Here is a 14,371-nt window from a genome sequence, read left to right on the forward strand (position 1 = left end):
CGAGCCGGTCGAGCCGGGCCAGCACCCCGTCGGTGGCGTGGTCGGCGCCGGGCAGCAGGATGCGCGCGCAGAGCAGCTCGAGCAGCAGCCGGGGCGCGGTGGCGCCCCGCATCTCGGTCAGACCGGCCGCCGCGATGTCGGCCGCCCGGCTGAGCTCGGCGGCACCGAACCGGGCCGCCTGCGACACCAGCCGCTCGCCCTGGTCCTCCGACACGTCGATCAGCCCGGTGGCCGGCGCATCGGGGACCGCGGAGACGATGACCAGGTCGCGGAGCCGGCGCAGCAGGTCCTCGGTGAACCGGCGCGGGTCCTGCCCGGTCTCGATGACCTTGTCGACCACCCCGAAGACCGCGGCGCCGTCGCCGGCCGCGAACGCGTCGACGACCTCGTCGAGGAGGGTGTCGGGGGTGTAGCCGAGCAGGCCGGCCGCGAGGTCGTAGGTCACGCCCTCCGGGCCGGCGCCGCCGAGCAGCTGGTCGAGCACCGACAGCGTGTCGCGCGCCGAGCCGCCGCCGGCGCGCACGACGAGCGGCAGGGCGGCCTGCTCGATCGAGACCTGCTCCTTGTCGCAGAGCTCGGCGAGGTACTGCGAGAGCAGGCGCGGCGGGATCAGCCGGAACGGGTAGTGGTGCGTGCGCGACCGGATCGTCGGGAGCACCTTGTCGGGCTCGGTGGTCGCGAAGATGAACCGCAGGTGCGGCGGCGGCTCCTCGACGAGCTTGAGCAGGGCGTTGAAGCCCTGCGTCGTCACCATGTGGGCCTCGTCGATGATGTAGACCTTGTACTTGCTGCGCACCGGGGCGAAGAACGCCTTCTCGCGCAGGTCGCGGGCGTCGTCCACGCCGCCGTGCGACGCGGCGTCGATCTCGATCACGTCGATCGAGCCGGGCCCGCCCCGGGCCAGGTCGCGGCAGCTGTCGCACTCGCCGCACGGGTCGGCGACCGGCGCCTGCTCGCAGTTCAGCGCCCGGGCCAGGATCCGGGCGCTGGTGGTCTTGCCGCAGCCGCGCGGTCCGGAGAAGAGGTAGGCGTGGTTGACCCGGTTGTTCGCGAGCGCGGCGCGCAGCGGCGACGTGACGTGATCCTGACCGATGACCTCGGCGAACGTCTCGGGCCGGTAGCGGCGGTACAGCGCGAGGGGTGACTCCACGCATGAACCCTAACCACCCGCTCCGACAGCCGGTAGCGGGGCGGAGCGAGGGACCTCTGGACATGAAAAGGCCCCCCGCGTACCCGGCAGAGCTCACTTACCCTTGCTGCCTTCCGGCCCTGGGGGAGTTGGGCGAGATGCCGCCACACGGGGGGTTGCGGACGAGTGTAGGTGAGTGGCGTCCGGCCCTCCAAAGCGGACCCGGCCGATTTCGCCGCCCCCGCCGCGGACCGGTACCCTCCTCGGCGGAGGTATCGCCTAGTGGCCTATGGCGCTCGCTTGGAAAGCGGGTTGGGTTAACGCCCTCGGGGGTTCGAATCCCCCTACCTCCGCCACACGAGATCGGGTCGTCCGCTTCTCACGGGGTCATTCGCCGCCGTGAGGCGGACGACCCGATCTGCGTCTCAACCATTGCGCCCCCGCAGCCGCTCCGATACTGGTGAGGACGGCGAAAGGGCGGGACGTGCGGGACAGCGAGCAGTTCGCGGAGTTCGTCAGCCAGCGGTCGCCCGCGCTGCTGCGGGCCGCGTGGCTGCTGACCGGCGACTGGCACCTCGCGCAAGACCTGGTGCAGGTGTCGCTGGAGAAGTCGTGGCCGCGGTGGGGCCGGGAGGTCGAGCACCCGGAGGCGTACGTGCGCCGGGTGATGCTGACGACGTACCTGTCGTGGCGCCGGCGCCGCTGGACCGGCGAGGTGCCCACGGCGGACGTGCCCGAGCAGGCGAGCGCGGCCGGGGGCACCGACCTGCGGCTCTCCTTGCTGACCGCGCTGGCGACGCTGCCGCCACGGCAGCGGGCGGTGCTGGTGCTCCGGTACTTCGAGGACCTCACCGAGCAGCAGGCGGCCGACGCGCTCGGCTGCTCCGTCGGGACGGTCAAGGCCCACGCGTCCCGCGGCCTGCAGCACCTACGACTGACGCCGGGCCTCGCCGAGGCGCTGGGAGAGGGGGCCCGTGATGGCCGTTGAGGACCAGGTCCGCGACCTGCTGCACGAGCTGACGCCGTATCCGCCGCTCGGCCTGGACGGCGCGGCCGTCGCGCGCTCCGCCCGGCGCCGGCACCGCCGCCGCATCGCGCTGGTGACGCTGCCGGCGGTCGTCGTCGTGGTCGCGCTGGTGCTCGGGGGTACGGCGTTCCTCGGCCGCTCCGACCGGCCCCGGCCGGAGCCGCCCGCCGGCCTGGGTACGGGCTGGTACCGGATCGCCGACCTGCCCCTGTCGCCGCGCAAGCTCCCGCTGGTCGTGTGGACCGGCGAGGAGGCGCTGGTCGTCGGCGGCGTTTCCGAGAAGTCCGCGTCCCTCGAGGACGGGGCAGCGTACGACCCGGCCGGCGACTCGTGGCGCACGATCGCCCCGGCGCCCGAGCACCTGAGCGCCGCCGACTTCGCGACAGCGTTCGTCGGTCACACTCTGGTCGTCGGAACACACGACGGGCTGCTGGCCTACGACGTCGACCCGGACGCCTGGCGGCGGCTCCCCGATCCGCCGCACCGGGTCACCTGGCCGACGATCGCCGCCGCGGACGGCCACGTCTACCTGCTCGACGACCACGACGTGACCGACGAGCAGACCCCCGTCCAGGTGCTCGACCTGGCCAGCGGGACCTGGTCGACCCTCCCGCTCGGCCCGGACGTCGCCGCCCACGGCATTCGGACGCTGGTGTGGACCCCCGCAGGCCTCGTGGTCATGGGTGACGGGCTCGACTCCGCGAGCGGCGCGCTCTGGGACGGAACCCGCTGGGTGAGCTTCCCGGACACCGATCTGCGCGGCTCGTTGTGGCACTGGACCGGCGAGCGGGTCGTCTCCGGCTGGGTCGCCTCCCGTCGTTCCGCGACCCGATCTGCGGCCCTCGACCCCGCCGCCGGCGCCTGGAGCGCCCTGCCGTGGCTCCCCGTCGACAGCCCGAGCACGCTCTGGAGCGGCGGGAGAATGCCGGCCGACGGCCCGCTCGTGTTCTCCGACAGCACCGTCTACGACGACGCCGACGGCTCGTTCACCCCCGTCCACCCGCCCGAGCCGTTCCTGACCGCGCCCGGCCTCCTCCTCGCGGGCCGCACCCTGTTCACCTTCGGCGGCTACCTGCCCGATCCCGGACACCAGTACGACCGGGTCGACCAGGGCACGACGACCACCCACGCCTGGGCGTACGACGTCCCCTAGGAGCGCCGCCGCGCGACGACCGGCCGCACCAGCAGCGCCACCACCAGGAGCCCGCCGCCGACGAGGCCCCACCAGACGGCGTCGTCGCGGGTGTCGGCGAGCAGGTCCTCGCGAGGCTGGGGCGCGACCGCCGGCGCGGCGTCCCCCTCGGCCACGGTGGAGCGCTCGACCCGGCCGGAGCGGGACGGGTCCAGCGGCCGGGTCAGCGCCTCGTAGGGCTGCACGACACCCGCACCGGTCAGGGGGTTCCGGTCGTCGGACGTGCCGTTCGCGGTCTCCACCAGCCGCGCCTGGATCTGCGAGGCCGTGTCGTCGGGGTACATCTGCCACAGCAGGGCGAGCACCCCGCTCACCTCGGCCGCCGCCCACGACGTGGCGGCGGGCTCAATGACGCAGGGCCGGCCGTCGAGCCCGTAGGAGATCGCGTCCCAGGTCGGTACGGCGACCGTCGTGTTGCTGTTCTTCACGACGAACTCGGTGACGTCCGCCGACCCGCTGCCGTCGGCGGTCGTGGACGCGCTGATCACCTCGTCGTACGTGGTCGGGTAGAGGATCTCGACCGCGTCCTCGTCGGGCGCCGCGGTGCCGTCGGCGAACTCGTCGTCGAACGGGTCGCCCTGCTGCGGCCGGTTGCCGGCCGCGGCGACGACCAGCACGCCGCGGCCCCGCACCTGCTGCACCCAGTGCTTCAACCGCCGGGATTCCCCCACGGCCAGCGACACGTTCGCGACCTTGATGTCGTACCGGCGCGCGTTCTCGTAGACCCACTTCAGGCCGTCGGCGAGCCGGTCCGCCGTGAGCGTCCTCCCCTCCGTGGGGTCGACGCCGTCGTACACCCGGACGTCCACGATCTCCGCGTCCGGCGCGACCCCGAGCGGGCCGGCGATCAGCCCGGCGACCGCGGTCCCGTGGTAGTAGCTCACCGGCCCGGCCCCGGCCACCGAGTGCGCCGCGGCGACGGGGACCCGGCCGGGCGCGACGCCGGAGTCGAGCACCGCGACCCGCACCGGCGGGCCCGGCGGGGCGTCGTGCCGGACCAGCAGCTGCGCCCGGTGCAGCTCCAGCTGGGAGAACGGCGCGTTCGACAGCGTGACCGGCTGCCGGGGGCTGTCCGCCTGGACCGAGTCGCACAGCGGGTTCTCGTCGGCGGCGGCCGGCGGCACCGCGATACCGGTGAGGGCGACCGCCAGCCCGGCCGCGGCGACCGTCAGTCGCACTGCGCGCGGTCCTTCTCGCTCGGCGGCTGGAGCGCGGCCTGCTGCGACAGCTGGACGCCGCACGTGAACAGCTCGACCCAGCTGTCCGGGACGACCGGGACGTCGACGTCGTCGTACCCCAGCTGGCTCGCGGCGCCCGCGCCGATCAGCGGGTTGGCGCGGCCCTTGGCGTCGACGACGTACGGCGAGGCGCCGGCGGCCGAGCCCGACCAGCCCCCGGAGAGCACGTACGCGCCCCGGCCGGGGTCGACCACGATGTCCTCGTCACCGGCGTCGGTGCCGCCCACGGCCGACGACGGCCCCGGGCTGACCAGCTGCGCCACCGGCGCCTCGCCCCGGGCCGCGGTGAGCTGGGCGCAGGGATCGGTGGTCAGCGCCTCGGGCGGGTCGGCCGGCCACCGGGTGTCGGCGAGGAAGCTGTCGTCACCGAAGCCGACGCTCGGCGCGCGACCGACCGGGATCGTCTTCGCCAGCTCGTCGTTCGGCAGCACGATGTCGAGGTAGACCTGCGCGGCGAAGTCGGACAGCTTCACCGGTCCGCTCCGCGTCACGAGGAAGTAGTCGTCGTCACCGGTCTGCAGCACGTCGCCGACCTTCGCCTTCGCGGCGTCGTCGGGAAGCGGCTGGTCCGGCGGGCCGCCGAACCCGTCGAGGTCGAAGGCCTTCCAGTCCAGCGGCGCCGCGGCCGGGAAGAGCGTGAGCCACTGCCGCGGGACCTCCACCGCGTTGCGCAGGCCCGGCATGCCCACCTGGGACAGCAGCACGTCGGTCTGGTCGATGCCCGGCGCCCGCTGCTCGGGGACCGGGTAGAGGAAGGTGCCGCCGGCACCCGGCCCCGCGGGGTCGGCCTGCGCGACCACGTAGTACTCCCCGTTGTTCACGACGGTCAGGCCCTGCCCGGTCACCGGGGTGACGTCGGGGTCGGAAGCCACCCGCACCGCGATGCCGTGGTCGTCGGCGGTGCACGCCGTCCACCCGGTGTTGATGAGCAGCGACGGGGTGGGCACGCTCGCCGGGGCCCCGAAGATGCCGATGTCGTCGCCGATCCGCTGCTGGTCGATCGTCGCCTGCGAGATCAGCGTGGGCTCGGAGCCGGCGCCGAGGATCAGCTTCGCGGAGGTGGTGTTGCTGACCGGCCGCAGCTCGTTCGGGTCCGACTCCAAGATGACGTACGCCGCGCCGGTCTCCTTGGAGATGATCAGGCCGGGCTGGTTCCAGTCCTCGGGCGTGCGGGGCGCGAAGACGCCCGCGATCGCGGCGCCGGCGGCCAGCAGCACGGCGAGCGCGATGCCGCCCACGATCGTGCGACCGGGCCGCGCGGGCTCCACCTCGCGGCCGCCCGGCGCACCGGAGACGAACGCGGTGACCAGCCGGCGCCGGCTGAACGAGTACGCCTCGACCAGGTCCTTCTTGGTGGCCATGAGGTCATGCCCCCTCGTCCTCGGCCGTCGCGAGCGTCGTCCAGCGCGTGCGCTGGCAAGGCGGAGGAAGGAGGCGGGCCGGGGTTGCCCGTCGACTGACGAGAACGCAGCCAGCGTGCGTGATGGGCGGCGCGTAGCAGGCCATGGGGCGAGGGGTCATGACCTCTAACCCCGGATGGCGGAGAAGACGCCGACCGCGATCACGAGGGTCGGCAGCAGGGCGAGCAGCGCCACCGACTCCGCGACGTCGCCGAGCCGGCCGCGACGGACCGACGGGGCGGTCGGGAGCATGGTCACGGCGAGCAGCACGGCGCCACTGGCGGCCAGCACGACCGCCACCGTCGGCCGCCAGTCCGGGTGCAGCCACAGCGTGGCGACGCCGACCGAGACCAGCCCGGCGATGCCGGAGACGAGGCCGACCAGCACCTCGGGACGGGTGCGGTACTGGCGGGTCCGCAGCATCACGACCAGGCAGCACAGCACGCCGAGGACCGCGCCGGCGAGGCCGAGCGAGACGGCCAGCGGCGCGATCAGCACCAGCAGGAGCCCGACCGTGGCGGACACCGCGACGAGGATCTCGTGCGCGACCCGGGCGTCGGCGGTCACCCGCTCCGGGTCCACCGGGCGAGGCTCCGCGGTGATGTCGGCGGTGCTGTAGAGCTGGTCGACGCGGGTGCTCGTCGCGCCGAGGGCGAGCCAGGGCAGCAGGCTGCCGGCGACCACCACGAGCACCAGGACGGTGGTGAGCACGACGGCCGGGTCGAACTCGGCGGCCTGCATGACGAGCCCGGTCGCCAGGAAGATCGCACCCACCACGACCGGGGGGATCACCAGCGCCCGCCCCTCGCCGAGGCCGAGCAGGCAGGCGAAGCCGGCGACCATGGCGCTGCCGCCGGCGGCCGCGACCGGCATGCCGAAGAACGGGTCCTCGGTCACCAGCATCAGGCCGGAGACCGCGGCGTACAGCGACGCCATCCAGGCGACCGCGACCGCGGCCTCGGCGTCCCGCTGCGCGCGGGACAGCACGACCGCCCCGGCGACCAGGGCAGCGGCGACCACCGCGGCTGCGACCCCGGCCAGCAGCGAGCCGCGCTGGATGAGCAGGGCGACGGCGCCGAGCGCCATCAGGAGGCCCGCGGCGGTCAGGGCGGTCCGCCGCCCCGAGGCCGGCTCCCACGGGGTCAGGTCCTGCTCGACGACGTCGGTCATCGCCTCGACGACGTCGTCGTACACGCGGGGCGGCCGGTCATCGACGCCGGCGGCCACGGTGATCAGCCCGCCGTCCTCGACGCCCTGGATGATCAGGCCGGCGTCGGTGGCGAGCTCGCGGCCCTCGGCGGTGACCAGGCGGTAGCCGCCGTACACGGTGGCGGGGTCCAGCAGCCCGACGCTGCGGGCCAGCTCGGGGACGAGCTCCGCGACCGGGACCGCGCCGGGGAGGACGAGGTCGACCCGGCGGGTGCCGGACGCGACCGTCACCCGCACCAGGCCGGACTGCACCGGCGCCTGGCTCATGTCCTGCACCCGTTCACATGGGACTCCGTTGGTCGAGAAAGGGGGCCGGCGCGAAGCGCGCCGACCCCCTCCGTGCTGATGCTCAGATGTCGAACGACGCGGCGCCGCGCTGGTCGGCGGCCATGTACTCCTGGTTCGACTGCGACACCGTGGTGCCGGTCTCCGCGAGGAGCGTCTTCATCTCCAGCATGGCGGCGTCCCACTTGGCCTTCGCGGTCTGGTACGCCTGCTGGGCGTTACCGGTCCAGTCGCTGCGCAGCGGCGCGAGCTCGGACTCCAGCCGGTTGAGGCGGTCGTCGATCTGCTTGACGGTCCGGCCGAGGTCCTCGGCCGCGGTGTCGAGGCCGGCGTGGTTGACGCGCAGTCCGTCGAGGCTCATCTCTGTCACTCCCTGTTCCGAGTCGTGTCCGCGGTCAGCCGAGCCGGCCGGAGAAGCGGTTGTAGGAGGCGGACTGCGCCTCGTCGGTGCTCATGTTGTCGCGCTCGGTCGACGTCAACGACGCCTCGAACTCGTTGAGCGCGTTCGTGATGACCTGCTGCTTCTGGGTCCAGGCCTGGTGCAGCGCGAAGAACGCGCTACCGCCGGCGCCGGCCCACTTGCCCTGGAGCCCTGCGATCTGGCCGTCCAGCGTGCGACTCATCGAGTCGAAGTCGGCCTTGGCATCTGCGACGAGCCCAGCGGCACGGGTGAGTGTGCGCTCACCCTGTCCCATCTCCGGTGCGCCTTGCGACATGTCGCCATCTCCTTCCCCCGTGGCGGCGCTCGCCGCTTCGAGAATCTCGTGACTTGTGTGGCGATCCGGCGAGGCGTCCTGTCCCGAGCCGGACAGTCTGCGATTACCCGGGCCCTTGTGGCCTAAACCTCAAGAACTGAGTTCCCACAGGCTTGCCAGCTCCCACAGCTGGCGGAACCATCCGGAGGCCACGACGAGCGACGCGAGGGCGAACGCGCCGGCCAGTCCCTCGGCCACCTCCGCCCTCCTCGACCACCACGCGGACCGCCAGCCGCGGCCCACCGCGACGGCGACGACGACCATCAGCACGGCGCCGCCGATCGCCGCGATCGCCAACCAGGCAAGGGATTCCGCGTCCAGGATCCTCAGCAGCGCCGCGGCCAGCGCGACCCAGCAGCCGAGCCCGGCGGCCCGCAGCTGGAACCGGGCGGCGCGGTGCCGGAAGCTCCGGCCCGCGAGGAGCAGCGCCGCCCCGGCGAAGAAGACCAGCAGCCGCGCGCCGATCCGGTCGATCGGCAGGGTCGCGGTCGCCAGCAGCATCGGCGCGGCGACGAGGGCCACGACGAGGACGGCCGTCGCCGCGGCGGTCACGAGCCGCGTCCCCCGGCCGGCGACCACTGCGACCGCGCCGAGCGGGACGACCGAGCGGCCCCGCTTGCCCGGCGGCTGCGAACGCGCCGACCAGGCCGTGACCGCGAGCCGCTCGAGGTCGATGAGGTACTGGTCCGGGACGTCGACGGCCAGCCCCGGCACGAACCGCGCGGCGAGCACGGCCGCCATCAACAGCACCGCCCAGGCCACGCGGGGCGGGGCTCCGGCCAGCGTGCACAGGCCGGTGGCGAGGAAGAGCCCGGCGCCGGCGACGATCCAGACGCGCAGCGGCTCCTCGGACCGCTCGTCGAGCGCGCGGCCCACCGCGGCCACCAGGGCTGCCGCGAGGCCCGCGGCGCCGACGAGCATCGGCAGCCGCTCCGGGTGCGGGTCCCAGAGCAGCGCGAAGGCCGCGGCCGCGCCGAACGCCGGCGCCGCGACCACCCGGTACGGCTCCAGCCGGCCGGCCGGCACCACCCCGAGGGCCGCTCCCAGAACCAGCGTGAGCAGGGCCGCCGTCCGCGCCCCGCCGTCGGCGACGGTCGCGCACCAGCCCGCCAGCCCCGCGGCGGCCGCGGCGACGAGGAACCAGAGGCCGGCCAGCCCGCGCGCCGGGTCGGCGCCGCGCGCGAGCCGCTCGGTCGTCGTACGCCGGACGGCGGGCGCCGGCCCGCCCGTCGTCGCCACCAGCAGGTCGCCCGTGACGACCCCGGCGCGGGACAGCGGGACGTCCGACCGCAGCGGCGCACCGACCCGGGTGTGCAGGTCCGGGATCGGCGTGCGCGTCTGGCGTGCGTACTCCGCCGCGACGTCGGAGGCCACGGCCGCGGCCGGGACCACCAGGTCGAGGACGCCGGCCGGGCCGTGCACGGACACCGCGAGCAGGTGCGGGTTCGCGAGCGTGTCGGCCACGCCGTCACCGTCCCCACATTTCGCAGGCGTCAACCCCGGCCCCCGGGGGTAGACGACGCACGTGAGTACGACGCTCCGCGGCACCCGCCTGGACGCACCCGAGGTGCCGACCGGCCAGATCGTGCTGCAGCCGCCGCCGCAGCTCGAGCCCAACGAGGGCGCCAGCGGCGTGCTCATGAACGCGATCCCGATGCTCGGCAGCCTCGGCTCGATCGTGCTGGTCGCGACCATGGGTCGCTCGACCGGCGGTCGCGGCTTCATCGCGGCGGGCATGTTCCTGTTCGCGACCCTCGGCTTCATCGTCGTGCAGCTGGACCGGCAGCGGAAGCAGCGCGCCCAGCAGGTGACCGGGTCCCGCACCGAGTACCTGCGCTACCTGGCCAACGTCCGCAAGGTGGCCCGGGAGGCGGCCGACCAGCAGCGGCGCGCGCTCACCTGGCACCACCCCGACCCGTCCGCGCTCCCCGCGCTGGCCGACGACCGCTCGCGGGTGTGGGAGCACGGCCCGTCGGACCCGAACTTCCTGCACGTGCGGTACGGCCTGTGCGCCCAGCCGCTGTCGCTCGAGCTGGTGCCGCCGGAGGGGACGCCGATCGACCAGGTCGACCCCGCCGCCGCCTCCGCGCTGCACCGGCTCCTGGTCGTGCACCGGCTCCAACCCGACCTGCCGGCCTCGATCGACCTGCGCGCCTTCGACCGGGTGGAGGTGTGCGGGCCCGAGGATCCGGCCCGGGCGCTGGCGCGGGCGCTCATCTGCTCGGCGACCACCTTCCACTCCCCCGACCACCTCCAGGTCGCCGTCCTGACCTCGGAGCGGCACCTCGCGCACTGGGACTGGGTGAAGTGGCTGCCGCACGCCCAGTCGACGCGCCAGTCCGACGCCGTCGGACCGATGCGGATGGTGTCGACGTCGCTCAACGACCTGGCCAACCTGCTGCCGCCCGACCTCGGCGAGCGGCCCCGCTTCGGCGCCGACGAGCGCCCGGCGAGCCCGCACCTGCTGATCGTCCTGGACGGCGGCGAGCTGCCGCCGGGCAACCACGTCATCCCGCCGGACGGCCTGCACGGCGTGACCCTCCTCGACCTGCCGGCCCGCTGGGGCGAGCTGGAGGACCCGACCCGGCTGCGGATCCAGGTCGACGGTGAGCAGGGCGACGACGGGCGCTGGCCGATGACGGCGCTCCGGCTCCGCGAGGAGCCGGTCCGGGCCAAGGCCGACCAGTGCTCGCTCGCGACCGCCGAGGCGTTCGCGCGCCGGCTGACGCCGCTGCACACGACGTCGACGGGCGTGGCGGAGCCGACGTCGGGCGAGATCGCCGGGCCCAGCGACTTCATGGAGCTGCTCGCGCTCGGCGACGTGCGGACGTTCGACCCGGGTACGGCGTGGCGGCCGCGGCCGGCCCGCGACCGGCTGCGGGTGCCGATCGGCCTCGGCGAGGGCGGCTCGGTCGTCCACCTCGACATCAAGGAGAGCGCCCAGCAGGGCATGGGCCCGCACGGACTGGTCATCGGCGCCACCGGCTCCGGCAAGTCCGAGTTCCTGCGCACGCTGGTGCTCGGCCTCGCGCTGACCCACTCGCCCGAGCAGCTCAACATGGTGCTCGTCGACTTCAAGGGCGGCGCGACGTTCGCCGGCATGACCGACCTGCCGCACGTGTCCGCCGTGATCACGAACCTGGCCCAGGAGCTCACGCTCGTCGACCGCATGCAGGACGCGCTGTCCGGCGAGATGGTGCGCCGGCAGGAGCTGCTCCGCGACGCCGGCAACTTCGCCTCGGTGCGCGACTACGAGAAGGCCCGCGCCGCCGGCGAGGACCTCGCGCCGCTGCCGTCGCTGTTCATCGTCGTCGACGAGTTCTCCGAGATGCTCTCGGCCAAGCCGGAGTTCATCGACCTGTTCGTGGCCATCGGCCGGCTCGGCCGCTCGCTCGGGCTGCACCTGCTGCTGGCCTCGCAGCGGCTCGAGGAGGGCCGGCTGCGCGGGCTCGAGTCGCACCTGTCGTACCGGGTCGGCCTCCGCACCTTCAGTGCCGGCGAGTCCCGCACCGTGCTCGGCGTCCCGGACGCCTACGAGCTGCCCGCCGACCCCGGTCTGGGCTACCTCAAGCCCGACCCGACGACGATGCTGCGCTTCAAGGCGGCGTACGTCTCGGGCCCGCCGTCCGGACGGGTGCGGGTACGCCGCGACGAGGGCGGCCACGTGCAGGGCATCTTGCCGTTCACGATCTCCGAGGTGCTCAAGCTGGACGCGGTCGACGCCGAGCCCGAGCCGGAGCCGGAGGTGCTGGACGAGCCCGGCGACCAGGAGTCGCTGCTGGACATCGCGGTGCGGCACATGATCGGCCACGGCCCGGAGGCGCACCAGGTCTGGCTGCCGCCGCTCGACGTGCCCGACACCCTCGACGCGCTGATGTCCGACCTCAACGAGCACCCGGACCTCGGCCTGGTCTCCCCGCGGTGGCGCGGGACCGGCGGGCTCGTGGTGCCGCTGGGCACCGTCGACCGGCCGCGCGAGCAGCGCCGCGACATCCTCACGATCGACCTGTCCGGCTCGGGCGGCCACGTCGCCGTCGTCGGCGGCCCGCGCAGCGGGAAGAGCACCCTGCTGCGCACGGTCGTCACCAGCATGTCGCTGACGACCACCCCGCAGGAGTCGCAGTTCTACGTGCTCGACTTCGGTGGCGGCACGTTCGCGCCGTTCACGGAGCTGCCCCACGTCGCCGGCGTCGGCACCCGCTCCGAGCCCGACGTCGTGCGCCGGATCGTGGCCGAGGTGCAGAACGTCGTCGACCGCCGCGAGGCGTACTTCCGCGCCAACGGGATCGACTCCATCGAGACGTACCGGTCCCGGCGCCGCGAGGGTCGCGCCGACGACGGGTACGGCGACGTGTTCCTCGTCGTCGACGGCTGGTCGACCGTGCGCGCCGACTTCGACGACCTCGAGGCCGAGCTGCAGCAGCTGGCCACCCGCGGCCTGACGTTCGGCCTGCACCTCGTGGTCGGCGCCGCCCGGTGGGCGGACTTCCGCGCCGCGATGCGCGACCTGTTCGGCACCCGCCTCGAGCTGCGCCTGGGCGACCCGATGGACTCCGAGATCGACCGCAAGATCGCGGCACTGGTGCCGGCCGGCCGGCCGGGCCGGGGTCTCGTGCAGGGCAAGCTGCACTTCCTCGCGGCGCTGCCGCGGATCGACGGCACCCCCGACGTCGAGAGCCTCGGCGACGGCGTCGAGGGCGTCATCAAGCGGGTCGCGGCCGCCTGGGGCGGCCCGTCCGGCCCCAAGCTGCGGCTGCTGCCGGAGCGGATCTCGCTGGACGAGGTGCGGGCGATGGCGCCGGCCGACGACCGGCGCCTCCTGCTCGGGGTCAACGAGCGCGAGCTCGCCGCGGTCGGCCTGGACGTGGAGGCGGAGCCGCACCTGCTGATGTTCGGCGACGGGCAGTCGGGCAAGAGCGCGATCCTCCGCGCCTACGCCCACGAGGTGATGCGGACCCGGACGCCGAAGGAGGCGCAGCTGGTGGTCGTCGACTACCGCCGCTCGCTGCTCGGCGAGGTGCCCGACGAGTACCTGCTGAACTACCTGACCTCCGCCACCCAGGCGCAGCCGGCGCTGCGCGACCTCGCGTCGTACCTCGAGGGCCGGATCCCGGGCCCGGACGTGACGCCCGACCAGCTGCGCAACCGGTCCTGGTGGACGGGCGCGGAGGTGTTCGTGCTCGTCGACGACTACGACCTGGTCGCCACCCAGCAGAGCTCGCCGGTGGCCGCGCTGCAGCCGCTGCTCCCCCAGGCGCGGGACGTGGGTCTCCACCTGGTCGTCGCGCGCCGGTCCGGTGGTGCGTCGCGGGCGCTGTACGAGCCGGTCATCCAGTCGCTGCGCGACCTGGCGATGCCCGGCCTGCTGCTCTCCGGCAGCCCCGACGAGGGCCCGCTGCTCGGCACCCAGAAGCCGCAGCCCGCGCCGCCCGGCCGGGGCCGCCTGATTACCCGGGACCGCGGGATCGAGGTCGTGCAGATGGCGTGGTCCGAGCCGTCGTTGTAGGTCGCGCGACACGTCGGGTTTCACCGGCTGACCGGAGAAACCCGACCGACACGCCGACGCCGCACGGCGTGTCGGTCGGGTTTCCCCCGACGAGTCCGGCGCTCGAGCGGCCCGGTGCCCGCCTACACGTGCGTGTGCTCCCCCGGCCCGTTGACCTTGGTGCCCGGCAGGTCGGCGAGGTCGTAGGTGATCTCGAAGGTACGGCGGTAGCCGGTGTGGGCGACCCGCCAGCCGTCAGGGGTGCGCACGTAGCGGTCGTCGTAGAACGCCGCGCCCTCGAGCATGAACCGGAGCGCCGGGACGATCACCTTGTCCTGGAGGTACCAGCGGCCGGTCGCGGCGTCGCCGGCCACGGCGATCTCCGGGTGGTGGACCTGGTGCATGGTGAGGAAGCCCTCGGGGAGGTTCTCCTTCATGTAGGACACCAGCGCGGCCCGGTCGTCGAACACCAGCCCGTTGTAGTCGCCGGTCGCGTCCGGCACGAAGCAGTCCGCGAACTCCTCCCAGGCCTTGGTGTCGAGCGAGCGCAGGTAGCGGTACTTGAGCTGGCTGATCGCGGTGATGTCGTCCACGAAAGTAGAACGTATTCCAGTTCTGCTCCGGCGTCATCGGCAACCCAGTTGTAACGCG

General features: G+C 74.0%; 11 protein-coding genes, 1 tRNA gene and 1 other RNA gene. 4 read left to right on the forward strand and 9 right to left on the reverse strand.

Annotation, left to right across the window (positions count from 1 at the left end):
• Nucleotides 1-1,150 (reverse strand): DNA polymerase III subunit gamma and tau (locus ABD086_RS15735; protein WP_343908524.1); only part of this gene is annotated, 1,150 nt, incomplete at its 3' end.
• Between the two features lie 66 nt (nucleotides 1,151-1,216).
• Nucleotides 1,217-1,307, reverse strand: an RNA gene (ffs, locus tag ABD086_RS15740) — signal recognition particle sRNA small type.
• A gap of 90 nt (nucleotides 1,308-1,397) precedes the next feature.
• On the opposite strand from ffs, the gene ABD086_RS15745 reads away from it, so the two are divergent.
• From ABD086_RS15745 to ABD086_RS15755, 3 genes are all read left to right on the forward strand, one after another.
• Nucleotides 1,398-1,485, forward strand: a tRNA-Ser gene (locus ABD086_RS15745).
• A 128-nt stretch (nucleotides 1,486-1,613) separates the two neighbouring features.
• Entirely contained in the window at nucleotides 1,614-2,117 is a 504-nt protein-coding gene (locus tag ABD086_RS15750; protein ID WP_343908525.1) for a SigE family RNA polymerase sigma factor, read from the forward strand.
• Nucleotides 2,107-3,309, forward strand: coding sequence for a Kelch repeat-containing protein (locus ABD086_RS15755; RefSeq protein WP_343908526.1), 1,203 nt, complete (start codon nucleotides 2,107-2,109; stop codon nucleotides 3,307-3,309). The genes ABD086_RS15750 and ABD086_RS15755 overlap by 11 nt, the downstream gene beginning before the upstream one ends.
• On the opposite strand, the gene ABD086_RS15760 is transcribed toward ABD086_RS15755, so the two are convergent.
• The 6 genes from ABD086_RS15760 to ABD086_RS15785 form a co-directional block, all read right to left on the reverse strand.
• The gene (locus ABD086_RS15760) at nucleotides 3,306-4,526 is read right to left on the reverse strand and encodes a S8 family serine peptidase (protein WP_343908527.1); all 1,221 of its coding nucleotides are present in this window, start codon (nucleotides 4,524-4,526) and stop codon (nucleotides 3,306-3,308) included. The two genes, ABD086_RS15755 and ABD086_RS15760, sit on opposite strands and share 4 nt — an antisense overlap.
• On the reverse strand, nucleotides 4,517-5,947 hold the full coding sequence (gene eccB, locus ABD086_RS15765) for a type VII secretion protein EccB (protein ID WP_343908528.1): 1,431 nt from the start codon (nucleotides 5,945-5,947) through the stop codon (nucleotides 4,517-4,519). The genes ABD086_RS15760 and eccB overlap by 10 nt, the downstream gene beginning before the upstream one ends.
• A gap of 165 nt (nucleotides 5,948-6,112) precedes the next feature.
• The gene (gene eccD, locus ABD086_RS15770) at nucleotides 6,113-7,462 is read right to left on the reverse strand and encodes a type VII secretion integral membrane protein EccD (protein WP_343908529.1); all 1,350 of its coding nucleotides are present in this window, start codon (nucleotides 7,460-7,462) and stop codon (nucleotides 6,113-6,115) included.
• A gap of 82 nt (nucleotides 7,463-7,544) precedes the next feature.
• Nucleotides 7,545-7,841, reverse strand: a complete 297-nt coding sequence (locus ABD086_RS15775; RefSeq protein WP_343908530.1) for a WXG100 family type VII secretion target — start codon at nucleotides 7,839-7,841, stop codon at nucleotides 7,545-7,547.
• A gap of 34 nt (nucleotides 7,842-7,875) precedes the next feature.
• Nucleotides 7,876-8,196: a WXG100 family type VII secretion target gene (locus tag ABD086_RS15780; protein WP_343908531.1), complete on the reverse strand. Its 321-nt coding sequence runs from the start codon at nucleotides 8,194-8,196 to the stop codon at nucleotides 7,876-7,878.
• Between the two features lie 129 nt (nucleotides 8,197-8,325).
• On the reverse strand, nucleotides 8,326-9,699 hold the full coding sequence (locus tag ABD086_RS15785; RefSeq protein WP_343908532.1) for a hypothetical protein: 1,374 nt from the start codon (nucleotides 9,697-9,699) through the stop codon (nucleotides 8,326-8,328).
• A gap of 61 nt (nucleotides 9,700-9,760) precedes the next feature.
• Here ABD086_RS15785 and eccCa point away from each other — a divergent pair, with 61 nt between their 5' ends.
• The gene (eccCa, locus tag ABD086_RS15790; RefSeq protein WP_343908533.1) at nucleotides 9,761-13,741 is read left to right on the forward strand and encodes a type VII secretion protein EccCa; all 3,981 of its coding nucleotides are present in this window, start codon (nucleotides 9,761-9,763) and stop codon (nucleotides 13,739-13,741) included.
• A 122-nt stretch (nucleotides 13,742-13,863) separates the two neighbouring features.
• On the opposite strand, the gene ABD086_RS15795 is transcribed toward eccCa, so the two are convergent.
• A complete protein-coding gene (locus ABD086_RS15795; protein ID WP_343908534.1) occupies nucleotides 13,864-14,313 on the reverse strand; it encodes a nuclear transport factor 2 family protein in 450 nt (149 codons plus the stop codon).
• Nucleotides 14,314-14,371 lie beyond the last annotated feature (58 nt).

The sequence above is a fragment of the Nocardioides aquiterrae genome, assembly GCF_039526625.1.
Lineage (GTDB): Bacteria > Actinomycetota > Actinomycetes > Propionibacteriales > Nocardioidaceae > Nocardioides > Nocardioides aquiterrae.